The organism is Phaeobacter sp. G2 (genome assembly GCA_025163595.1).
Classification (GTDB): Bacteria; Pseudomonadota; Alphaproteobacteria; order Rhodobacterales; family Rhodobacteraceae; genus Pseudophaeobacter.
Genome location: CP104106.1, coordinates 11,592 through 34,745 on the forward strand (window position 1 = coordinate 11,592; position 23,154 = coordinate 34,745).

General features: G+C 57.2%; 21 protein-coding genes and 4 pseudogenes. 18 read left to right on the plus strand and 7 right to left on the minus strand.

Annotated features, from left to right (window positions below; genetic code table 11):
- Window positions 1-8: 8 nt before the first annotated feature.
- From N1037_22975 to N1037_22995, 5 genes are all read right to left on the minus strand, one after another.
- Window positions 9-2,402 (minus strand): type IV secretion system protein B4, encoded by a 2,394-nt coding sequence (locus tag N1037_22975; protein UWS82088.1) that lies wholly within the window; start codon window positions 2,400-2,402, stop codon window positions 9-11.
- Window positions 2,377-2,655: a VirB3 family type IV secretion system protein gene (locus tag N1037_22980; GenBank protein UWS82089.1), complete on the minus strand. Its 279-nt coding sequence runs from the start codon at window positions 2,653-2,655 to the stop codon at window positions 2,377-2,379. Before N1037_22980 ends, N1037_22975 begins: the two co-directional genes overlap by 26 nt.
- Window positions 2,656-2,766: 111 nt before the next feature.
- Window positions 2,767-3,048 (minus strand): TrbC/VirB2 family protein, encoded by a 282-nt coding sequence (locus N1037_22985; protein UWS82090.1) that lies wholly within the window; start codon window positions 3,046-3,048, stop codon window positions 2,767-2,769.
- A 16-nt stretch (window positions 3,049-3,064) separates the two neighbouring features.
- Complete coding sequence (locus N1037_22990; protein ID UWS82118.1) at window positions 3,065-3,622, minus strand: lytic transglycosylase domain-containing protein; 558 nt, start codon at window positions 3,620-3,622, stop codon at window positions 3,065-3,067.
- 79 nt (window positions 3,623-3,701) lie between these two features.
- Window positions 3,702-4,016 (minus strand): hypothetical protein, encoded by a 315-nt coding sequence (locus N1037_22995; protein ID UWS82091.1) that lies wholly within the window; start codon window positions 4,014-4,016, stop codon window positions 3,702-3,704.
- A gap of 132 nt (window positions 4,017-4,148) precedes the next feature.
- Here N1037_22995 and N1037_23000 point away from each other — a divergent pair, with 132 nt between their 5' ends.
- Window positions 4,149-4,727 carry a hypothetical protein gene (locus tag N1037_23000; protein UWS82092.1) on the plus strand — a complete coding sequence of 193 codons (579 nt, stop codon included), beginning with the start codon at window positions 4,149-4,151 and terminating at the stop codon, window positions 4,725-4,727.
- On the opposite strand, the gene N1037_23005 is transcribed toward N1037_23000, so the two are convergent.
- A complete protein-coding gene (locus N1037_23005; GenBank protein ID UWS82093.1) occupies window positions 4,721-4,921 on the minus strand; it encodes a hypothetical protein in 201 nt (66 codons plus the stop codon). The genes N1037_23000 and N1037_23005 overlap by 7 nt on opposite strands.
- A gap of 340 nt (window positions 4,922-5,261) precedes the next feature.
- Here N1037_23005 and N1037_23010 point away from each other — a divergent pair.
- From N1037_23010 to N1037_23090, 17 genes and pseudogenes are all read left to right on the plus strand, one after another.
- A pseudogene (locus N1037_23010) lies at window positions 5,262-6,728 on the plus strand (aldehyde dehydrogenase family protein).
- A gap of 126 nt (window positions 6,729-6,854) precedes the next feature.
- A complete protein-coding gene (gene nadC, locus N1037_23015; protein UWS82094.1) occupies window positions 6,855-7,706 on the plus strand; it encodes a carboxylating nicotinate-nucleotide diphosphorylase in 852 nt (283 codons plus the stop codon).
- A gap of 238 nt (window positions 7,707-7,944) precedes the next feature.
- The gene (locus N1037_23020; protein UWS82095.1) at window positions 7,945-8,448 is read left to right on the plus strand and encodes a thiamine pyrophosphate-binding protein; all 504 of its coding nucleotides are present in this window, start codon (window positions 7,945-7,947) and stop codon (window positions 8,446-8,448) included.
- A gap of 89 nt (window positions 8,449-8,537) precedes the next feature.
- On the plus strand, window positions 8,538-8,738 hold the full coding sequence (locus tag N1037_23025) for a hypothetical protein (GenBank protein ID UWS82096.1): 201 nt from the start codon (window positions 8,538-8,540) through the stop codon (window positions 8,736-8,738).
- Window positions 8,708-9,274 carry a hypothetical protein gene (locus N1037_23030; GenBank protein UWS82097.1) on the plus strand — a complete coding sequence of 189 codons (567 nt, stop codon included), beginning with the start codon at window positions 8,708-8,710 and terminating at the stop codon, window positions 9,272-9,274. Before N1037_23025 ends, N1037_23030 begins: the two co-directional genes overlap by 31 nt.
- Window positions 9,240-9,746: a hypothetical protein gene (locus N1037_23035; GenBank protein ID UWS82098.1), complete on the plus strand. Its 507-nt coding sequence runs from the start codon at window positions 9,240-9,242 to the stop codon at window positions 9,744-9,746. The genes N1037_23030 and N1037_23035 overlap by 35 nt, the downstream gene beginning before the upstream one ends.
- A gap of 310 nt (window positions 9,747-10,056) precedes the next feature.
- The gene (locus N1037_23040) at window positions 10,057-10,584 is read left to right on the plus strand and encodes a MarR family transcriptional regulator (protein ID UWS82099.1); all 528 of its coding nucleotides are present in this window, start codon (window positions 10,057-10,059) and stop codon (window positions 10,582-10,584) included.
- Between the two features lie 327 nt (window positions 10,585-10,911).
- The gene (locus N1037_23045) at window positions 10,912-11,901 is read left to right on the plus strand and encodes a TAXI family TRAP transporter solute-binding subunit (protein ID UWS82100.1); all 990 of its coding nucleotides are present in this window, start codon (window positions 10,912-10,914) and stop codon (window positions 11,899-11,901) included.
- A 210-nt stretch (window positions 11,902-12,111) separates the two neighbouring features.
- The gene (locus tag N1037_23050; GenBank protein ID UWS82101.1) at window positions 12,112-13,956 is read left to right on the plus strand and encodes a TRAP transporter fused permease subunit; all 1,845 of its coding nucleotides are present in this window, start codon (window positions 12,112-12,114) and stop codon (window positions 13,954-13,956) included.
- Between the two features lie 482 nt (window positions 13,957-14,438).
- Window positions 14,439-15,719 (plus strand): Rieske 2Fe-2S domain-containing protein, encoded by a 1,281-nt coding sequence (locus N1037_23055; protein UWS82102.1) that lies wholly within the window; start codon window positions 14,439-14,441, stop codon window positions 15,717-15,719.
- 118 nt (window positions 15,720-15,837) lie between these two features.
- Window positions 15,838-17,022: pseudogene (locus N1037_23060) on the plus strand (alpha-hydroxy-acid oxidizing protein).
- Between the two features lie 101 nt (window positions 17,023-17,123).
- Window positions 17,124-18,062 (plus strand): PDR/VanB family oxidoreductase, encoded by a 939-nt coding sequence (locus tag N1037_23065; protein ID UWS82103.1) that lies wholly within the window; start codon window positions 17,124-17,126, stop codon window positions 18,060-18,062.
- Window positions 18,063-18,102: 40 nt separating this feature from the next.
- Window positions 18,103-19,224, plus strand: coding sequence for a Gfo/Idh/MocA family oxidoreductase (locus N1037_23070; protein UWS82119.1), 1,122 nt, complete (start codon window positions 18,103-18,105; stop codon window positions 19,222-19,224).
- An 11-nt stretch (window positions 19,225-19,235) separates the two neighbouring features.
- A complete protein-coding gene (locus tag N1037_23075) occupies window positions 19,236-20,228 on the plus strand; it encodes an ABC transporter substrate-binding protein (GenBank protein UWS82104.1) in 993 nt (330 codons plus the stop codon).
- Between the two features lie 14 nt (window positions 20,229-20,242).
- Complete coding sequence (locus tag N1037_23080; protein ID UWS82105.1) at window positions 20,243-20,683, plus strand: hypothetical protein; 441 nt, start codon at window positions 20,243-20,245, stop codon at window positions 20,681-20,683.
- Between the two features lie 51 nt (window positions 20,684-20,734).
- Window positions 20,735-21,646, plus strand: a complete 912-nt coding sequence (locus N1037_23085) for a DMT family transporter (protein UWS82120.1) — start codon at window positions 20,735-20,737, stop codon at window positions 21,644-21,646.
- Window positions 21,647-21,830: 184 nt separating this feature from the next.
- Window positions 21,831-22,931 (plus strand): annotated as a pseudogene (locus N1037_23090) (IS3 family transposase).
- A gap of 37 nt (window positions 22,932-22,968) precedes the next feature.
- Here the strand turns inward: N1037_23090 and N1037_23095 are convergent.
- Window positions 22,969-23,070, minus strand: a pseudogene (locus N1037_23095) (transposase).
- Window positions 23,071-23,154 lie beyond the last annotated feature (84 nt).

The window sequence follows — 23,154 nt, forward strand, 5'->3', positions numbered from 1 at the left end:
TTGCGAACTCATATCACATGTCTCCAGAAATCGGGATTGGCGCGCCAATCGGCAGGCACGCGGGCTTCGCCGGTGGCGCCGCCGCCAAGGATGGGCAGCAACTCTCCGAGCGCAGAGAGATCGGCATCGACGAAGACGCTGTCGCCCGCCGAGCGAACGAGCGCGATGCGCTGGCCGATGGTGGGCTGCACGAGAAGGGCCGCCTCCTTGGCGTTGACGCGGAGGAAGTCGTAGTCGGAGACAGTGGCACGATCGTTCGGGAAGAGGATCTGGGTCGGGACTGTTTCGACGATGGTCTTGCCAACGCGGCTGTCGCGCAGCTGGCTTGGATATTGCGTCATCATGATCACGACGCAGTTCATCTTCCGAAGCGTGACCAGCCAGTTTTCCAGCCGCGCCCCGAAATACGGGTCGTCCAAGAGCTTCCAGGCTTCGTCGAGCACGATGATGGTGGGACGGCGATCCTCGACCACACGTTCGATCTGGCGGAAGATGTAGGAGAGCACCGCCATTCGCTCGGTGGTCATGTCGAGGATCTCGGTCATATCAAACCCGACGATGTCGCCCGTGAGCTTGAGGCCCGCACCGCGCTCGGGTTCGTCAAACACCCAGCCATAGCGCCCACCCGGCGCCCATTCGGCGACGCGAGATTGCAGCTCGCCATCGTCATCGAGCGACTGGAACAGGGTCTCGAAACTGGCGAAGCGCTGCAGGCCTGCCCCCGCATCGGCGTTCTGGCCGACCGCGCTTTGGATGTGGCGGGATTGCTCGCCCGAGAGCGTGCCATTCCGTGTGAGCAGGGTCGCGAGCCAGTCCGAGAGCCAGGCGCGGCCGCGCTCGTCGGTCTCGGTGGCAAGCGGGTTGAGGCCCGTGGGTACGCCAGCCCGGATTTCGTTATAGCGCCCGCCAAGGGCGCGGACCGCCATTTCGAGGCCGCGGTCCTTGTCGAAGAAGAAAAGCCGCGCGCCGACCCGTTGCGCTTGGGCTGCGAGGAAAGCGGTGGTCAGTGTCTTGCCGGTGCCGGTGCGCCCCAGAACGAGCGTATGGCCGACCGTGGGTTCCTTGCTTGGGGCTCCCGCCTCGTGGAAGTTGAAGCGATAGCCAGAAGTGCCGACCGTGGGCAGGACCGTGATGGTTTGACCCCATGGCGACTGGTCCGGGCTGCGCCCCTCGACGCTGCCATGCAGGGCCGCGAAGTCAGCGAAATTAATCGAGGAGATTGGTGTCTTGCGGGCGCGGTAGCCGAAGTTGCCGGGCGACTGCGCGAAATACGTCGCCTTCAGCGCCATGTTTTCGCGGACGATCACCGACATGATTTCCTGGCCCACGCGTTTGATCTGGGCGGCGGCCCGTTCGAGCGTGTCGCGGTCGGGCGCATAGACCGCGATGGAGAGGTGGTGGTCGCCAAAGGCGATGCGTCCTGCCTCCTGATCATCGGCGGCTTGTCCCAGCTGTTCGCGCAGGGACACGGCGGCATCGTCTGAGGCGTGCATCTGACGAATGATCCGCTGGATGCGTTCGGCCATGATGTTGTTCGGGATCGGGCTGAAGGAGTTCGTGAGCACGATGTCGAGGGGCAGGTCGAGCGCGTCGAGCAGCGTGACGTCGGTCAGTGCGGGATAGGTCTTCATTGAGAAGAGCGCGCCGTATTTGACCCGCCCAGTCACTGCATCGGTCAGGGTGGCCACGTCGCCATCAAAGGTCGCGCGGCAATTGCTCAGGGTGTGCGAGAGGGGCAAGGCACTTTGCCCGAAGGCGATGGGGGAGAAGCTGCCGGCGTTCAGCGTATTGAGATAGCCCAGCCATTCGCCGCCAGCTTTCGTGAGTCTGACCGGATTGGCCGACGCAAGCGCCACCTCGAAGAAGCCCATGACCTCGTTCAACTCCTGCATCCGTGTCGCGCGGTCCTTGACCCAGGCCTTGCGGGCCAGTGCCCGAAGGAGCGGAATGCGCGCCGAGATGTCGGGCCGCCGGATGACGCTGAGATAAAGCTGGCGCTTGGCGGGGCGCAGGTTTTTCACATGGGACTGCCACCGCGCATCGATCGCGGCGGCGAAGCTGTCGCCCTCGATGGGGCGCATCCCGAGATTTTGCGGCACGGAGATCCGGTGTATGTAGAAACCGAAGGCATTGCCGGTCTGGGCGACGATGGCGGCAACCGCGCGCTTGAGCGCGTCGAGCCGGGCGTCCTCAGTGGTCATCGGATTGAGACCATCGAGGCGCATGGTTGCGAGGAGATCGCCTTCTCGCAGCACCATGACATCGTCATCCGTGAGCGCGAAATACGGCAGGTGCTCGGCCAGATAGCTCTCCCGCGCGAACTCGCCGCCGCCGGCGTGATGCAAGGCGGTCCCGAAGGAAGAAAGGGTGCCCGCATCACGCGCCAAAGCTGTCGCCTCCATGCAGGGCCCGGTTCTTCGTCGCGCGCACAGAGCCGTAGGAGACGCGCAGGACCTCGAAGAAATGCGGCTCGCGGTCGGCGACGAACCAGAGGATCGGATAGGCGACAATCCCGATCAGGAAGAACACCATCGACTTCGTCCAGATGAACGGCAGAACGACCCCGGTCGCCAGAACCACGAGGTATCCGACAGGGAGACCCAGATACTTGGGCGGACGGGCGAGGCCCAGAAAGAGGGGAGATCGTTCTGCCATTGGGTGATATTCCGGCTTAGAAGGAAATGTGTGTCCGGAGAGGGGCCCGAGGCAGCGTTTGCGTAGCACAACGCGTTCGGGTCGCTCGTAGGACGCTATTTTGCCGGAATGTCACGAGAAGCCGTCGACGATGGTGCCGGCCGAGAAGATCAGCACGATCCCGATGATGACCGAGGCGAACCAGCCCCAGTTCAGCCGTCCCATCATGCACATGAAACCGGTGCCGATGACCGCGAGCGTGGCGACCGCGATCCCGATGGGACCGGTCAGCGCGGCCTCGACGGTTTCCAGCATGGTCTGGATCGGTGACAAGTCTTGCGCGAGGACGGGCGTTGCGAAAGCCGCCAGGGTTGTGGCGGCAGGCAAGAGGCGGCTGAGGCGATGTCGAAGCATGCGAAGTTCCCTTGTTTTACTGAAGTTCGATAAGGACCGGCGCGCGGGCAGGCACGCGGGTCGCGACACGGATATCCGGCGCGGAAAAAGGCGCACCCGCCAGCCGGGACCGGATCCGATGGATGCGCGCGATGTAGTCGCGAGTCTCGGTGAAAGGCGGGGTGCCGGAATACTCGACCACGCGGTGCGGCCCGGCATTATAGGCTGCGAGCGCCAGGTTGATGTCCTTGAATGTGGCCAGCTGCGCGAGCAGATAGCGTGCGGCGCCGTCGAGGTTCTGTGAGGGATCGCGCGGATCGACGCCGAGCGCACGGGCAGTATCCGGCATCAGCTGGCCAAGACCATAGGCACCCTTGGGGCTCACGGCAGTCGGATTGTAGCTGCTTTCGGCCTCGACCAGGGCTTGGAAAAGGACCAGCCAGTCGTCCTCATCGAGGCCGACTTGCCGCAGGGCGCGGTTCCCCTGGTACCGGTCAGCAGTCGTGCGGATCAGGGAGAGGATGTCGTCGCGTCCGGACGGCGGTGTGGCATCCAGCGAGGCAAGAACCACCCCGGCCTCAGCGCTATCACCCAGCCCCGCCCAGGCAGGTCGTTCGCCATGAAAGGTCCAGCCCGAGGTCCGGGCTGTCCCGTCGCGGCCGAAGGCGATGACGTCAGCCGCGCTCCTCGAGGGTAATGCTGTAGTCAGGACCAAAGCGCAGATCGCGCCCGTCACCGAACTCGAGATGATGTTTGAAGAGTCCCGGCCATATGTTGAAATACCGCGGCTCTGGCCCGTGCGGGGTGATCCGGGTCGAGACCAGAATGGCTTCCGGCTCGCCCTCGCGCAGGTAGATGCACTGGTAGCGCGGCTTGCCATCGTCCGTGAACCCCACGAGTTCATACCGGCAGCGGAACGCTATGCCCTTCTCGGACAGGTCTTTGACACCATCGATGGTGATCAGGATCTGGTTGCGCGCTATCGGCATGTTCGGACTCTCCCCACGAGAGCCCTTCTACTTCACGACACTAAGGCCATAAAGTCATATGGAGTCAATACGACATATTGCAGATAAACACATATTGCGCGATAGTCTGCGCAACTTTTGCGGGAGAGCGACATGAAGCGACAGATGATGGCAGCTGCAATGGGAGTGATGGCGGTGTTCGGAGCCCCGGAGAAAGCGCGGGCCTATGACGTCGACTGCGCCATCATGCTCTGCATGGCGGGAGGCTTCCCCCCGAGCGCGGTCTGCGCGCGCGCCTATCGCACCATGATCCGCCGCATCACACCCTGGCCGAGCCTGCCGCCCTTCGGGGTCTGCACCTTTGCCCATGTGCCGGCCGAACTGGGCGGACCCGGCGGCGAGGGCGAGCTCGACACCAACTTGCCTGAATACGAATGGCTGAACCGGACCCATGTGATCTGGTTCACCGGTCAAGCCTATAGAGAAAGGGGAGGTGATCGGTATTGGGACTGGTCGCTTCGTTCCTGCGACCGAGAGAACCGCACCTGCCGGTACATCCAGCGGGTCTACCGATCCCACACGCCCTGGCCCGTGACATTCATCTCGGAAAGCGGGCAGGAGATTGCCTTTCCGAGCGGCGGAAGTTCCTCGTACTTCTATTTGCGCAGCATCATGGTCGAATACGGAGACTACGAGGGCACGGTGGGTCACTCGGAGTGGTTCTCCTACTGATCCTGGCTGCTTGGCAGCTTTAGTGAAATCGGCCGTACTGTGATACGCGTGTGGTCGTAACTGTTTGGATCCACAAACTGGCGGCGGCTCACGCTTCCATCATTCCAGCGGTAGTCGGTAAACACATGGGTTTCCGCCGTTCCGTTGATGATAAACCCTTCCTGAAAGGGCCAGGCTGTCTTTTTCTTAATCAATTGAATGCCCAGAAAATAATTCAATCCAAGAGAGTATTTACGCGAATAATTAGTGATCTAAAATAGCAGATAGTGAGCGTATGGCGGTAATTTGCTTGCTAGTGGAGGGTCCAATATTTCACTTGAATGTTGGTAGCTTGGAAGGCATTAGTCACCCCAGCCGATGCGCTAGCGATCAGCGGCACCCGGTGGGGGGTGCCTGACAGGGCAGCTAACCTGCGTGCCGCCCGGCGAAAACCTTTCATACGCGCAACGATTTCACTTGGCAGGCGATGGGGTTCATTGGTTGAATATATTAGTAATCTAAGTAATCAAGGGCAATCGCGGGAGGAAACGTCATATGCGCATGGTGAATATGGATGCAAACCATGCTCTCTCTGGTAAGGAGCAGCTGTATTGTGGGGGCGCATGGGTTCCGCCAAGCGCAGGAAATTACGAGGAGACTTTTAACCCGGGCACAGGTCAGCTGATCGGATTAGTGGCTGCGGCGACCCGGGCCGAGGTGGACGTAGCGCCTGCGTGTTTGAAGGAATGGCGTGATGTTGCTCCTCTTGAGCGTGCCAGTATTCTGCAGGAAATCGCGGCTCTCTTGCACAAGCGCGGAGATGAGCTTGCGATGATGGACGCGGCCAATTGCGGCAACCCATATACCGAGGTGCGCGGCGACGCGGCCATCGCGGCGGCCCAGATGGAGTTTTTCGCCGGTCTTGTGACTGAAATGAAGGGCGACACGATCCCTTTGGGGCCGGATCGGGTGAATATGACCCTGCGCCAGCCGCTTAGTGTTGTGGCACGTATCCTGGCGTTCAATCATCCGTTCATGTTTTGTGGCGGTAAAGTGGCGGCGCCTTTGGCGGCAGGGAACGCTGTCATCATCAAGCCGCAGGTACAGGCGCCTTTGTCTGCATAGCGCCTGGCAGAGATTGTTTATGGCCTGATGCCCAAAGGCACATTCAACGTGTTGCCGGGTGATCTAGAGGCAGGTGCTGGCCTGGCCGAGCACCTTGGCGCTGCAAAGGTCACGCTTATTGGCTCTGTGTCGGCTGGCCGGGCTGTGATGCGAAGCGCCAGCGCTACGGGCAAACCTGTACTGCTGGAACTGGGTGGCAAGAACGCGCTGATTGCCTATCCCGACAGTGATCCGAAAAAGATTGCGGACGCGATTGTCGCTAGAATGAACTTTGGCTGGTGCGGCCAGTCCTGTGGCTCGATAAGTCGCGCATTCCTGTACGAGGATATCCACGACGAAGTCATTTCCTATCTGGCCGAGTCTGTTGAAAGATATAAGCCGGGCGTTCCGACGGATCCTGAAACCACGATAGGCACGATTGTCAGCCGTGCGCAGTTCGACCGGGTCATGGGTTTCATTGACTCTGCCAAAAGTGAGGGTGCGCGCGCCGTTACTGGCGGTTATGCGGTCACGGATAGTCCGCTGGCGAAAGGCAGCTTTATCGCGCCGACGATTTTTGCGGATGTAACGCCGCAGATGCGTATCGCCCGTGAAGAGATTTTCGGGCCAGTTCTTGCGGTTCGCAAATGGTCGGACGAAGATTCCATGCTGAACGAGGTCAATGCACTTGAGCTTGGGCTGCCCTGTGCAATTTGGACTCGGGATCTGGTGATGGCTCATCGTACGGCTGCACGCGTCGAGGCCGGGTTTGTTTGGGTTAACGAAGTCGGTCGGCATTTCCTTGGTGCCCCGTTCGGTGGGGTCAAGCAATCGGGTATCGGGCGCGAAGTAGGTATTGGCGAACTGATTTCCTTCACCCATGAAAAGAATGTGCATATCAATCTGTCGGGTCAGTGACCCGGTGCGTAGGTAATGTGCGAACGGGGTCTGGGATCCAAAAGCTTTTTCTGTATTGATTGCTTTGGCCGGGATGAGGCCATCCCTTCCTGCCCCTTTTGCAAACCGATAAGGATCTAAAAAATAATGAGCAATGTTGCGAACGTCCCCGATATCATCCTCGAACCCATGGTTCGGAACGCTATTATGGAGGACCTGGGTGCCGCAGGCGACGTGACAACCCGTTCCGTTCTGCCTGAAGGCACGCGCTACAAGGCGCAAATGCGTGCACGGCAGGACGCGGTTGTTTCTGGGATGCAGGTGGCCTCTCTCGCGTTTCGGCTGATTGATCCCAATCTTGTGGTCGAGACTGTCGTGGCGGATGGTACGGCCTGCAAAGCGGGCGATACGTTGATGCGTATAGAGGGATCGGCGGCGTCGATCCTTGCCGCAGAGCGTGTTGCCCTGAACTTTGCCGGACGGTTGTCTGGGACGGCAACCTTGACAGCGTCCTATGTTCAGGAGCTTGCGGGTACCAAGACACGTATCACCTGTACACGCAAAACCACACCGGGGCTGAAACTTGTCGAAAAGCTCGCCATTTTGCATGGCGGCGGCCACAATCATCGGTTTTCCCTGTCCGATGCGATCCTGATCAAGGACAACCATATCGCAGCGGCTGGTGGCATCAAACAGGTGCTGGAAGCCGTTCAACGAAATGTGGGTCACATGGTCGTGGTAGAGATCGAGATCGACGGTTTGCATCAGTTGGACGAGGTGCTTCAGACCGGGGGCGCAGATGTCATCATGTTCGACAATATGTCGACCGAAGACATGGCCGAAGCTGTAAAGCGCATTGACGGGCGGGCGAAGACCGAAGCCAGCGGGAATGTGACCCTTGGCCGTTTGCGCGAAATCGCATCGGCAAATGTGGATTATATTTCCTCCGGTGCTTTGACCCATTCGGCGGGAACCGTCGATTTCGGTTTGGATTTCTGATCCTCTGAGCCGCTCCAGACCGTCTGAAATGCAAAATGCCCGCCCTTTCGGCGGGCAATGGATACCTATTGCGTACGCCTTTCAAAATGGGGCGCTGTTGCATCAACACTTCATAAGGAAAGGTCAAGACACATGACAGACCACAGGCTGTATCAGGTTGAGCGCCCAGTATCGTCGGATAGTTTGGGGGTGTGGGGTAGCGATGTATTTGCGGATATATTGCGAGGTTTGGGGGTGAGTGAAGTATGTTGCACTGAACCCGGGGTCGAGCTTTCGGGGTTTGCACGACAGCCTTGTGAACCACCTTGGCAATGAAGATCCGCAGATGCTGTTGTGTCTGCACGAAGAGCATGCGGTTGCGATTGCGCATGGCTATGCGAAGGTGGCGGGGGAGCCATTGGCGGTGATCCTGCACAGCAACGTGGGTCTGATGCATGGTACGATGGCGATCTTCAACGTGTGCTGCGACCGTGTGCCGGTTCTGATTTATGGGGCGACGGGGCCGGTTGATGCGGCGCTGGAATCGATGTTGCGTGCGGATGTAATCGCGTGGAGCGAACCGAAAGGCCCGACCTATGTGAACTTCGACGTGTCGATCCAGGAAAAGCAGCACGAGAAGGCACCGGAGTTGCCAGATTTTGCGCGTTACCAGCCGTCGCCTCCGGCGGCACCCTCGGCCGAAGGAGTGGCGCGGGCGGCAGATCTGCCGAAGAACGCCAAGGCGCTGGGGCGAAGGTTCTGACGGATATCCGGAACGGGGCGTCCTTCCCGACGGATCACCCGCAGCATCGCGGCAAACCGGCCTTCTTCATTGACGATGCGGCGGGCGCGGTGCTGCGCGAGGCGGATGTGATCCTGAGCCTGGACTGGCTGGATGTCGCGGGCACGCTGAAACTGGCGGGCGATGTGAAGGCGCAGGTGATCCAGGCGTCGCTGGATTATCAGCTGCACAATGGCTGGGGGATGGAGCATCAAGCGCTGCCTGCGGTCCGGATGTTGCGATGCATGCGATTGCCGATGCTCTGGGTGTAGGGGCGGGCGAGATGCCCGGTGATTTACCGATCAAACCTGCGCTGAACGCCCCCGATGCAGAGGTTGAGCTTGATATCATGACGCAGGCCGGGGCGCTTGGCGAAGGTCTGGAAGGTGTCTGTGCCAGCTTTGTGTGTTTGCCGTTGGGCTGGGCGGGCGAGGCGTGGCACTTCCGTCACCCACTGGACTTCGAGGGTTCGGATCGTCTGCGGACCGAAGGCTGGGAGGTCGTTCGCGGCCCCCAGATCACCCTAGGTGTTCCGCTGCGGCTGACGGAGGAACAGCGGCAGGCGCTGCTGTCGGACGTTGCTATCATCGTGGTCAGTTCGCGGTCGGGGCTGAGCGACGCGGATCTGGACGCCTCGCCACGGCTGCGGGCGCTAGTACTTCCAACGATCGGGGTGGGTGCGGGAGATCTGGGAGGCCTGTGCCGCGCGCGGTCTGATCGTGACGAATGGTGTAACGCCCGAGAACTTTTTGGGGATGCCCGAAGCGATAGGGATGCTGATGCTGGTGCTGCTGTACCGGCTGCATGAATCCGAGCGCCTGCTGCGCGAGAATGCGGGCCGACCGCAACAGATATTTGCGCGGATGGTGCGAGGCCGGGCGATCGGATTGATCGATTCGGGGCGGATAGGACCGGGTGATCGAGCGACAGTTGGCGTTCGAGCCGGCACAGATCCGGCACAGATACTGGTGCACGATCCGTTCCTGATACCGGACACCGCACCTACGGGCGTGGGGCTGGTGAAACGCGCTGAGCTTCTGGCCATGTGTGATGTTGGTGAGCCTCCATGTGCCGTTGAACGCGCTGACACGAGGAATGATCTGCGAGGCCGAACTGCGCATGATGAAGCCGGATGCGGTGTTAATCAACACCTCGCGCGGGGTTTCATTGATGAGGATGCGCGGGTGCGGGTGATGACAGCAGGACACCTAGCCGGTGCTAGGCTAGGCGTGACGGAAACCGAACCGCTGCCCGCCCGCTGCGCGGCTTCGACCGGGTGATCCTCCCCCCGCATATCCCGGGACACACCATTGAGCTCTACACCGTCTTGCCCGACATCTTCGTCGAAAACGCAACACGCATCAAGCGCGCAGAAACCCCCAAATCGAAAAATATGGAGAGAAAAAATCGAAAAGTTGTAAGCAGGGTTTGCTGCAAGATTTACGTCGGTTTGCGCGCACCGCATGTCACTAGCTGTAAAAGTAGTGACATTGTTGAGGCTTGCATCTTCGTAAGATGACAGGGATAGTCTCGGACCTGTAGAAGCCCAGAACTGATTTTGGGCAATAGATGTTTGTGGTCTGAGCATACATGAACGAAAAATCTGATTCCGCGTTGAAAGACGACGGTTTGACCCAATATAACGAGCGCATTGCTCGCTTGGTACGTCTTGCGGCAAGAGGGTTTAACCGTGCGTTGCAGCTGCGGTTACAGACGCAAAATGTGACTTTCGGGCAGTGGATATTCCTTCGAATCCTTTGGCAGGAAGATGGTTTGTCGCAACGAGAGTTAAGCGAAAGAGCACATCTGACAGAGCCTACTGCGCATACTGCACTCAGCCGAATGGAAGAGCTTGGATATATTGAACGCCGCAATGTGGCTGGGAACCGTCGTCGTCAGCATGCTTTCCTCACGGAAAAAGGTTGGGAGTTGCGGGAGCTCCTGGAGCCTTTGGCACACGAAGTGAATAACGCCGCCATCAGAGGCCTGAGTGGTGCCGAAGAGAAAACATTGCGCAAGGCCCTTGCTGTAATGATTCGAAACCTCGAAGATGATGAGGAAAAAGCTGCTTTGAGCGGTGTCCGCGTCCCACCGACCAGAAGTAACCTTGGATCCTGAAGGTCTCTTTAGCTTCATCTGCGATAGCCGGGCCTTTTAGGCTCGGGTGATTCCGTTGGGCTACTTCCGCTGAGATGTATGGTTTTGGGGAAGCTCTGAGAGAGTTCGGAATAGTCTTGTGCTAGGCCTTGGGCGTGCTGCAACCTTATGTGAGTAGGGGTTTGGATGCTCTGCGAGAGCGTTCAAGCCATTCGCAGTTCTTAACCTAAATTTTTGGACGGTGTCTCGGTTTCGATCATGGTTGACGCAAAGTTCGGTTTTTAATAATGATCTATAAGATAGATATCTAAATTTAGAAATCTATGATAATATGACAGGGAGGAAACCATGAAAAAGCAAATCAAGGCTGCCGTTGCGGCGCTGAGCATCTCCGTTATCGGGACCGGCGTCATGGCGGACAGCGTCAACGTCACGTTGTCCGGGGGGAGTCCGTCAGGTCTTTGGTCGCTGCTGGGCGCAGGGATCGACCGGGCTGTGAAGGTTGACGATGCAAGCGGTGTCGTGACCTACCAGGCCACTGGTGGCGGTTTCGCAAATATCGGTCTGCTGGGTGCAAACCGGACCGATCTGGGTCTGGCCCATGATGCAGAAATCAAGCTGGCGCTAGCGGGTGATGAGCCGTTCAAGGCGCCCATCGAGAACCTTCAGGCAATCGGGTACATGTACAACTGGGCCCCGATGCATTTCTTCATCAAGAAGTCTCTTGCCGAAGAGTATAACATCGACAGCATCGACGACTTGGCGAAGTCGGGCGCTGCAATCCGTGTGGCGAACAACAACGCAGGTAACATCGTGGCCAATATTGCCACTTTCATGCTGGAAGAAGCAGGCTATGACGAAGGAACGATTGAAGCGAATGGCGGCGTTCTGGTGCGTGGCGGTTCGTCCCAGCAGGCAGACCTGATCAGCGATGGCCGTACGGATATGGTGATCAACGGTATCTTCGTTGGGCACTCGTCGTTCCGCAAGGTTGATGAAGGCAACGACGTTGTTCTGCTGAGCGTGCCTCAGGATATCATCGAAAAGACCAATGAGCGTTTTGGCACCGGGACCTACGTCATTCCCGCCGGAAACTATAAGAACCAGACTTCCGATGTTATCACGCTGGCACTTGGCGCGATGGTAATCACCTCTGATGCCTTGCCCGAAGAAACCGGTTACATGCTGGCCAAGAGCATTGCCTCGAACATTGATGAAATCCGCGGCGTTCATAACGCAATGAAACAGCTCTCAACTGAGTTGCTGGTTTCGCAGAGAACGCTGCCGTTCCACCCGGGCGCGAAGCGCGCCTACATGGAGCTGGGGCTTCTCAAGTAAGCCTTCGGAAAACAATGCCGGTGCGCTGACCAAAGCGCACCGGATTCGTTTGCAAGAGTGCCTCTGTCGTGCTCTGGCCGTGCTGATCACGGGCAGTAGGATGATTTTGCGCACTCAAAGCTGACCAAACCTCACAAACATGGAAATGGTGCCAGCATGAATTTCCCTTCTCTTACCGAAACTGGACGCCGTCGGAAGCTAGAGCCACCCATGCGGACCGTCGTCATGGTTCTGGCCGCGGCGTTCGCGGCATGGGTGATTCACTCTAATCTGTTCATTATCGCAGACCCGCTCATTCAGGGGATCCTGTTCGTATCCGGGATTTTCACGATTCTCTTCTTGGCGATTGGTGCAACCGCGAAAGCGCCAGATAGCATTCCATTTTATGACTGGATGTTGTCTGCGCTCAGCTTGGCCTGCGGGATTTACTTCTATGTAAGCTCTGGCGAGATTTCGGACCGTATCAGCCTGCTGGACCAGTTCACGACGGATCAGTTGTTCTTTGGGTCGTCACTGCTGTTCCTGACCATCGAAGCCACGCGCCGGACAACTGGCTTGGGGCTGACAGGCGTTGTGATGCTGTTCCTGATTTACAACCTTTTTGGCTATCTTCTGCCGCCGCCGTTCGGGCATCGCGTCAGCGAGTTCAGCTATCTGCTCGATATTCTGATCTTCACCACAGATGGGTTGTTCGGTGTCCCGCTTCAGGTTGTGGCAAGTTACGTCTTCCTGTTCGTGATGTTCGGGACTTTCCTTGCCAAGGCTGGGGGAGGGGACTTCTTTTTCAACCTGGCGGCTCTGGTCACCGGGGGCGCACGAGGCGGCCCTGCAAAGATCGCCATCATTTCGTCGGGTCTGTATGGAACCATGTCTGGTAGCCCAACCTCGGATGTTGTGGCCACGGGGTCCATCACGATCCCGGTGATGAAGCGCTTGGGCTATAAGGCCCGGTTTGCGGGTGCGGTTGAAGTTGCGGCGTCCACGGGGGGCAGTGCCATGCCGCCGATTATGGGTTCGGCTGCCTTCATCATGGCAGAGTATTCGGGTATCTCGTACAATGCGATCGTGCTTGCCGCGCTTATTCCTGCGTTGCTGTACTATATGGGCGTGTTTACCCAGGTGCACTTCCGCGCAGTGAAATACGATCTGCGGCCTTCTCAGGATGAAATCCCGACGACGAAGGAAACGTTCAGAACCGGCTGGGTTTTCTTGCTGCCCATTATCGGGATCATTGTGGCGCTGATACTTGGCTATTCGCCGACCTTCACCGCAGGTGTCGGTGTTCTGGTGACAATCCTTGCGTCGATGATCCTCAAGCAAACGCGGATGTCGTTGTGGGCAATGGTGGAAGGCCTTGGCACAACCACCCTGCAAATTTTGCCTGTCGCTGGGGCATGTGCTGCTGCTGGTCTGGTTATTGGTGGCCTGTCTATGACAGGATTGGGGATGAAATCGGCTAACGTGATCCTGACGGTCAGTAATGCGCAGCCGCTGTTGACGCTAGTGATTGCTGCTGTGGTGACCATTGTGCTGGGCTTGGGTATGCCGACTCCGAGTGCGTATATTCTGGCGGCTGTGCTTGTCGGCCCCGCTCTTTCCAAGCTGGGTTTCCCTCTGCTGCCGAGCCAGATGTTCCTGCTCTACTATGCAATCCTGTCTGCTCTGACGCCGCCAATCGCTGTGGCTGCAATCGCAGCGTCTGCGATTGCTGATGACGATCCATTCAAGATCGCATTCTCGGCTGTGCGGCTTGCAATTGTTGGCTTCCTTCTGCCGTTCGCTTTTGTCTGGAACCCCGGCATCGTTCTTGAGCTTGGTCCGTTGGCAAATACGCTTGCTGTTATTGGTGCCGTTGCTGGTGCTCTTGCAGTCTCGGCGTCAATGGAAGGCTTTATCAAAACCCAGCTCAGCTCGTTGGAGCGAGGTCTCCTGACGATTTTTGCAATTGGCGCGGTTAGCCCGTACTTCGCGGTCTCAATTGTGTGTACCTTGCTTATCATCGCTCTGGTTGGACGACAGGCCTTGTTGAAGGAAGAAGTCCCCGCAAGCGGGTAACGTCAGCCACGTGTAATGTGCTGAATGCGAATCCAAAGTGGCCGCCAGGTTTGGCGGCTACTTGCCGTTTTGACTGAGAGACGGAAAAGTTTCAGGCCGCGTCTTTGGTTCCAATCGCGGTCTGTTCGGATGACTGTCTGCGGGCTTTTTTGCCCAAGAGGTTATTGATCAAAATACACTTCGGTGATTCTGATCGATGCAGGGAGCTGCGCAAGCGGGGTGTACGAATCCCGAGGCCATAGAACAACCAGAGAGGAACCGGCAGAGCAGATCTGTATGAACACAAGGCCCGATCATGCGCGGAATAATACCAATTGCTCGCAAACCCATAAGTAGTTTTATTTACGTGGGTTTTTCTTACTTGTGAGGTGAAGGGAATATCGCTCTGACCATTGACAGACTAAACTTAGAGAGCTAAGAATAATGGCGTTTCCCAATAAAATTTCGCAAATTCTGATGCGGCGACCTGTGGAGGAGATTCAATGCTTACACCTGAAGAAAATGAACTGCTGACGCGCGTGACCGGTGATGCACCGATGGCACGTCTTATGCGTCAGCACTGGACCCCTGTATGCCTGATTGAAGAAGTGGAAGAGCCCGACGGCAAGCCGCTTCGTGTTGAGGTGCTCGGGGAAAGCTATGTAGCGTTCCGCGACACCAAAGGGCGTCTTGGCCTGCTTGATGAACTTTGCCCGCACCGCAAGGCATCGCTGGTCTATGGCCGGAACGAAGAATGCGGGCTGCGGTGTCTGTATCACGGGTGGAAAATGGATGTTGATGGCAATGTCGTTGCCATGTCTTCCGAACCCGAAGGTAGCCCCCTTATGGATAAGGTGAAGCATCGCTCTTATCCTGTGAAAGAATGGGGTGGTTTCGTTTGGGCCTGGCTGGGTGACAAAGAAGATATGCCTGAATTCCAGCCGCCGGCGTTTGCCCCGCGCGAGGATTCGGCGATCGCTATCCTTAAAATCCGCATTCCCGCAAACTGGGCGCAGATCCACGAAGGTCAGATCGACAGTGCCCACTCGTCCTCGCTGCACTCGTCGGACATGGTTCCGGCCCGCGTGGAAGGTGCTGCTGCCGATGAAAAATCCTGGTACCGTCCCTCGACGGACAAGTCTCCGCGTATGCAGACAGAGACAACCAGCTACGGGTTCCACTATGCTGCAATCCGTACGCCGATCAAAAACGCGGCGACCCATAACTATATCCGTGTGACCGAATTTGTTGCGCCCTACTATTCGTTGATCCCACCGAACAACAACTATCGTGTGGCGGCCGTTATCGTGCCGATCAATGATGAAGAGACCGCGTTCCACTTCATCGCTTGGGATGGCCCGAATGTGCCGTCGACCGAAGAATGGCGCAAGTTTACCCATGCTGTTCCAGGAGTGGATGTTGACGACAAGTGGCGCTGCCTGCGGACTGTCGAGAACGACTTCTTGCAAGACCGTGATGCCATGAAAGAAGGTAACTTCACTGGGATCAAAGGTATTCCGAACCAAGATATCGCCATGTGGGTGTCGATGGGCGCGCGCGTTCAGCGCCATACCGATGTGCTTGGTGCTTCGGACCTGGCTATCGTCGAGTTCCGTCGCTTGATGGCGGATGCCGCCAAGAAAGTGGCAGAGGGTGGCAAAGCAATCGGCACCGATTATGAAATCCCGCAAAGCATGATCAACTCTCATGAAGGCGTTTATCCGAAAGATGTGGATTGGCGCACCTTGCTGAATACTTCGGGCAAAACAGCCGCAGCTGAATAACCGGTCCGACGTTTGCAAACAGATCCGCCCGGGGCCGCATAGACCTTGGGCGGATTTTGATTCTGGCCCTGAGCATGGTTGGTGGCCATGTTGAAATTGGCAGGAGGCAGGAGGCCGGATGCGGCAAGAAGTAAACATCGAAGATTTTCGCACCCGAGCCAGGCGGAGTTTGCCCCGTGTGGTATTTGATTTTCTGGATGGTGGTGCCGAGAGCGAAATCACGCTGCACAGGAACCGTAGCGCATTTGATGATATCCGACTCAAGCCACGTATTCTCAAGGGTGGGGATGTCGATCTCTCTGTCACGCTGTTCGGTCAGAAGTATGCGGCGCCTTTCCAAATCGGACCAACCGGCCTGAACGGGCTTTATTGGCCAGAAGGGGACTTGCACCTTGCAGCCGCAGCAAAGCAGGCCGGGGTCGCATTTACGGTTTCGACAGCGTCAAACACGACTATGGAAGAAATCGCGTAGAAAAATAATTGGCCACTTTGGTTTCAGCTGTACCCATGGGGCAAAGAAGCATTTTCCAATGCATTGATCGAACGGGCGTCGGCTGCGGGCTACAGTGTTCTTGTAATCACTGTCGACTCGTTGGTGGGTGGCAAAAGAGAGAGGGATTTGCGGCATGGTTTCGCGCATGAAATCCGCATGAGCCCCTCTGTCGTATTGGACGGATTGTTGCATCCGAGATGGTTCAAATCCGTATGGCTGAGCCAACATAGGCCGCGACTGCAAAATCTGGCGGCCTTTTAGGGGGATGATGTCAGCGACAAGGCGCTTGCCGAATTTACGCGGGCGCAACGAAACCCGAATTTTTCCTGGGACGATGTAAGGCGTCTTCGGAAGCTGTGGCAGGAGCCACTTGTGATTAAGGGGATCATGTGTGCTGAGGATGCAATGGCCGCACAACGCGAAGGCGCTGATGGGGTGGTTGTTTCCAACCACGGTGGCAGGCAGCTTGATGGAGCTCCGGCGACGATTGAAATTCTTTCAGAGATTGTGTCCGTCTTGGACCAACATATGACAGTTTTGCTTGATGGTGGTGTTCGGCGCGGCAGTGATATCGTCAAGGCGCTTGCGTTGGGGGCGGACGCTGTGCTGCTGGGCAGGGCACCTCTTTACGGCCTGGCGGCGCGGGGGCGTGCGGGGGTTTCCAGCGCGCTTTCGATTCTCGAAGACGAGATGCGCAGGACCATGATTTTTACGGGATGTCATGGCGTTTCGGACCTGTCTGAAGCAGGGGTTGTCATGTCGGCCAAGGATATTGGCGGACGAGAAGACCGTTTAGGGCCAAATATGTGATTTCTAGACACAATTAGCGCGTGGCTGGGCGGTGCGTCCAGTTGACATCTTGAACTTAGCTATCTAATTATATTTCGGAAGCGAACGGACGGGAGGACCCCATGGAGCAGATCAAAATGCGCGTCGAAAAACGGCGCGATCTGACACCTACTATTGCAGAATTCACTTTGGCTCCGGTTGGCGGCGAGTCCCTGCCAGAGTTCAACCCAGGTGCACATATCACGATCGAGACACCATCGGGTGCTATGCGCCGATACTCTCTGGTAAATGATGGGAGCGACCCAAAAGAATATGTGGTCGCCATCAAGCGAGAGCCGCAGTCGCGCGGGGGGTCTGCCTCCATGCATGAGCAAGCTGTTGTCGGGACAGAGTTGAATATCGAGCACCCGGAAAACGATTTCCCGCTGACGGATGTGCAGAAATACCTCTTGATTGCCGGCGGTATCGGTATCACGCCAATCTATTCGATGGCGCGTTATCTGGATAAGAAAGGTAAGATGCTTCGGATCATTTACGTAAGCCGGAGCGCGGAAGAATCGGCCTATCTTGATGAGCTGATGAAAGATTTCGAAGGCCGGATCATCGTGCACCACGATGACGGCGATCCGAACGCTGTCTATGATTTCTGGGACGATCTGGTGACGCCGCGCGCGACCCATGTCTTCTGCTGCGGACCCAAACCGCTGATGGAAGAAATCAAAGCTTTCTCGGGTCACTGGCCCGAAGGCCGTGTCCACTTCGAGGATTTCAAGCCTGTTGATGTGGTTCGTCAGGATGACGTTGCTTTCGAAGTCGAGCTGAAGAAAAGCGGCCAAACGGTTACTGTTCCTGAGGATCGTTCTATCCTCGAAGCACTGCGTGATGCTGGCTTCGCAACAAGCAGTTCTTGCGAAAGTGGCACGTGCGGTACTTGTAAAACCCGCCTACTGGAAGGCGAGGCAGATCATCGTGATATGGTGCTGATGGAAGAAGAAAAAGGCAGCCAGATCATGATTTGCGTTTCGCGCGCCAAATCCGGGAGGCTGGTTCTTGACCTCTGATCCCGTTCGTCTTGGCGTGGCGGGGCTTGGGCGTGCTTTCATGCTCATGGTGCCTTCGTTTGATGCCGACACCCGTGTGAAGCTGACGGCTGCCGCCGCCCCAAGGGAGGAAAGCCGCGACGCATTCGAAAAAGAGTACGGTGGCACAGGGTATGCCACCGTCGAGGAATTGTGCGCAGACCCTGACGTTGAGGCCATTTACATTGCGACGCCGCACCAGATGCATGTGGATCATGTGTTAGCTGCGGCGCGCGCGGGCAAACATATCCTTGTCGAAAAGCCGTTGGCCGTTTCGATGGAGGATGCCGAAGTAATGGTGTCCGCAGCCAAGGAGGCTGGGGTGCATTTGATAGTTGGGCCGAGTCACAGTTTCGACCCGCCGGTTGAATTGGCCACGCAACTTATTTCCAGCGGAAAGTTCGGTCAGTTGCGCATGATCCAGGCCTTTAACTATACGGACTTCCTCTATCGTCCGCGTCGCCCGGAAGAGCTGCGAACCGAAGAGGGTGGGGGCGTGCTGTTCAGTCAGGCGATCCACCAGATTGATGTGGTTCGCAGGCTTGCCGGCGGCATGGCCGAAAAAATTTATGCCATGACGGGCGCATGGGATCCCAAGCGCCCGACCGAGGGCGCATTCACTGCACTGATGAATTTTGCCGGGGGGTGTGTCGCGAACATGACGTACTCGGGCTATGCGCATTTCGACAGTGATATCTGGATGAACAATGTCGGAGAGCTTGGACAGCGTAAATCAGAAGGGGCTTACGGTGGAGCAAGGCGTGCTTTGCTGGATCTCAACCCTGATGACGAGGTCCGGCTGAAAACTACACGAACATTCGGCAGCGGCACGACGATTGAGGCTGAACATAACGAACATTTCGGTCCGGTGATCGCGCTTTGTGACCGTGCCGATCTGCGACTGACCCCGGATGGGATAGAAGTGTTCGGTGACACCGAACGCGGCTTTATCGAAGCCAAATTCGGACCGGCACCACGCAGAACCGTTCTGGATGCGCTGGTGGATGCCGTGCGTCATAACAAGGCCCCCGACCAAACAGGGGAATGGGGGCTGGCAAGCCTGGAGGTTTGCCACGCGATCTTGCAATCCGCAGAGACCGGACAAGCGGTCGATCTTCAGCGGCAATGTAAAACAAATCACTAGGAGCCGACAGGATGAGCAATCTCAAACTTTCCCTTGCAATGGGTAACTATGACCGCACACGGGCAATCGTGGATGGGCGTGTTCAGATCGACGGAGTAGACCCGGTTCCGATGCTGTTGTCGCCGGAAGAAATGTTCTTTCGCGCGTTCCGCCACGAGGCTTTCGATATCAGCGAGATCTCGCTGTCGTCCTATTCGATTTCGGTTGCCCGAGGGAATCCGCATTATGTGGCAATCCCGGTCTTCCTGAGCCGTGCGTTCCGTCACACCTCTGTCTATATCCGCACGGACAAAGGGATTAACAAACCAGAAGACCTGAAGGGCAAACGTATCGGTATCGCCGAATATCAGCTTTCAGCTAACGTTTGGGTGCGTGGTATCCTGGAAGAGGAATATGGCGTTAAGCCCTCGGATATCATCTGGGTGCGCGGCGGCATGGACACACCCGGCCGGCCTGAAAAAATCAAGGTTCAGTTGCCCGATGACATTCGTATGGAGGAAGCCCCAGAAGGTAGCACGCTGAACAGCATGCTTGAAGCGGGTGAAATTGATGGCTTTATCGGGCCGCGCTGGCCGCGTTGCTTTGCTGAACGTCATCCGCATGTTGGGCGACTGTTCGCAGACAGCATTACAGCGGCGGAATATTACTTCGAGAAAACCAAAATCTTCCCGATCATGCACGTACTGGGCGTACGCCGGAGCCTGGCAGAAGAATACCCGTTCTTGCCCGCGGCATTGCTCAAGGCATTTACGCAGTCAAAACGGTTGGCCGAAGAGGCCCTTTCGGACACATCTGCCACCAAGGTGACGATGCCCTTCGTGGAGGACAATCTCAACCGTGTCCACGCGCTGATGGGGGATGACCCTTGGAGCTATGGCGTCAGTGGAAATGCGCATGTGCTCAACAAGTTTTTGGACTACCACGTAAGCCAGGGCTTGTCGCCGCGCCGTGTGGAGATCGAAGAGCTGTTCCATCCGTCGACCCTGGAAGCCTATAGCCTGTAAGAGGAATGCCGAGAATGGAAGATTATCAACCTGGCGACATTGTTGAGATCGAAACATCTGCTGGTTTGGCTTATGTGCAGCTTACGCATACGCATCCCAGCTATCCCCCGGTCGTGAAGTTCTTGAAAGGCCCATTCCAGAAACGGCCCGAAGCTGTAACCGTTCTGGCACGCGAGGCCTCGCCCATCGCGATGGTGCCTTTGAGTGGTGTTCTGAAAAAGCTCGGGCTGAAACACGCCCGGGTGGGTACGGTTGAAATTCCCCGTGCTGAAAGGGAGTTCCCAATTTTCAGAATGCCCATTCGGGATAAGAAGGGCGAGATCATTTACTGGTGGTTCTGGGATGGCAAGGGGCTGACATACACGACAGAGCTTATGCAGCAGCAGGAAAAGCTGCCCATGCGTGAAATCATGTCGGCAGAACGCTTCCTGGATCAGCTTGTCGCGGATGAATAGCGCCGCTCTTGTTGCCCGATTAGACCAATGACTGCTGGCTTTGGTGGTCTGATGGCCGCGTTTGGTGCGTTTTGTTATGCGCTTAGCTCGGTCGCAATTGCCAAAAGCTCTCAATCCGCCCAAGGGCGCGGGAATGATGTTCTGCTGTCAGTGTTGATGACAGGTTTCGTTTCCGGTGCCCTTTGGCTGGTTTGGGGGCCAGAGCTGCCTTCTGTTAGCCAGCCCGTACTGATCGGGGTGGCCTATTTTGTGCTGGCGGGTGTTCTGGGGAATGTGGTTGGCCGCCTGACGTTGTTTCGGTCGGTGGAGCTGGCTGGCGCGATCGAGACAGGCTTCATCCGGCGTCTGATTCCTGTTTTTGCAGCGATTTTCGCATTTCTCCTGCTTGGAGAGGTGATTACGACTTCTATTGTGATTGCGTTTATTCTGGTGACAGGTGGCGTGTTGATCATGATGACTCGCAAGTCCGCCAAGGCGGTATCGACCCTGGTCTCTACGGAACCTTCGCCACAGGACAGGACCAAGGGTCGGGTTTTGGCGCTTGGCTCTGCTGCGGGTTATGGTGGCTCCTTCGTAGCGCGCAAACTCGCGATGCAGACCTTGCCTGATCCGCTGGCCGGGGTGTTCATTGGTGCGTTGACGGGATTGGTATGGTTCGTTGGGTGGGGGCTTTTTCGATTGCGTGGCCGGGTAGGGCTTTCATGGAGGTTGCATAAGCCAAGCGGGTGGCAATTGCTGGCTGGTGGTGCGATGACAATCGGACAAGTCGCACTGTTTTTCTCGTTGATGTTCACCAGTGTGACCGTCGTTGCCATCATGTCATCTATCGAGATGTTCTTTGCAGCCTGGCTTGCTGGGCATATCTTCAAAACCGAAAGACGGCCTGGCCCCAGGTTCTACATTGCGGCTGCTCTGGCTGCGACGGGGGTCATCATCCTTGCGATTGCTCCGACGCTTGAGTGAACGCCGAGGGACGGTCAGCTATGTGAAAGGTTGCTGATCAGCTTGTCCATCGCCGCAAAGAAGACGGTAAGTTCGTCTTCGTCAAATCCCTGGGATGCTTGATTTGTTGCAAGGCGGGCCGCCTGCATTGATCCTCGCACACTGAAGTGGTCCGCCGTTATGTTTAGGAAAATGGAGGATCAGAATGGCTACGAAGAGACACAAGCCGGAAGAGAATGTCACGAAGCTGCGGCAGGTTGAAGTGCTTGTCGGGCAAGGCATGTCCCGGGTGGATGCGATCCGCAAGGTTCGCATTACAGAGCAGACTTATTATCGCTGGCGCAAGCAGTACGGGGGTATGGGAACCGACCGGCTCAGGGAACTGAAGCGCCTCCAGAAAGAGAACGAACGGTTGAGAAAACCCGTCTCGGATCTGACGTTGGACAAGCTGATCCTGGCGGAGGCGCCAAAGGAAAACTTCTGAGCCCCGCTCGCTGCCGTGCCTGCATCGATCACGTCCGCACCCGGTTCCATCTGTCAGAGAGACGCGCCTGCCGTGTCCTGGGGCAGCACCGATCCACACAGAGGAAAGTGCCGCATGGCCGTGCCGATGAGGAGCGTCTGGTCGCGGACATGATCGAACTGGCGCGGCAGTATGGCCGCTACGGCTATCGTCGGATCGCCGCTTTTCTGAGACATGCGGGCTGGGAGGCGAACGACAAGCGGGTCGAGCGCGTATGGCGGCGAGAGGGGCTGTAGGTGCCAATGAAGCAACCGAAGAAGGGACGGCTCTGGCTGAATGACGGATCCCGTGTCCGGCTGCGCCCTGAGTATCGCAACCACGTCTGGAGCTATGACTTTGTCCACTGCCGGACGCTCAACATCCTGGACGAGCATAGCCGGGAATGCCTAGCGATCAAGGTGAAGCGCAAGCTGAACTCGGATGACGTGATCGATGCCTTGAGCGACCTGTTCATCATGCGGGGTGTGCCGTCTTACATCCGGTCTGACAACGGCCCGGGGTTCGTGGCTCAGGCCGTTCAGGATTGGATCAGGGCCGCCGACGCCAAGACTGCCTACATCGCGCCCGGGTCACCTTGGGAGAACGGCTACTGCGAAAGCTTCAATGCCAGGTTCCGCGATGAACTGCTCACGGGAGAAGTCTTCTACGGCTTTCGGGAAGCGGAAATCCTGATCGAGCAATGGAGGAAACACTACAATACCAAACGACCACATAGTGCCTTGATATCGCCCACCCGCCCCGGAAACCATCGCTCTGATGGACCCGAGACCGGTCATGCACTAACAATCAAACCGGACCACGCAGGTGGGGCTGATCATGAACTGATCCCATGCTCTCGGCACACAACCGCCTTCGAAATGTCGCTCTCCTGCTTCTTCAGGATCGCGATGATCTGTTCTTCGTTGAACCGTGATCGCTTCATTCTTCCGTCTCCTTCGTTGGGACGGATTCTACCTCAAAACGGAGGAGGAAACGGGTCTCAGGTCAGACATTCCGTTCCTCGACG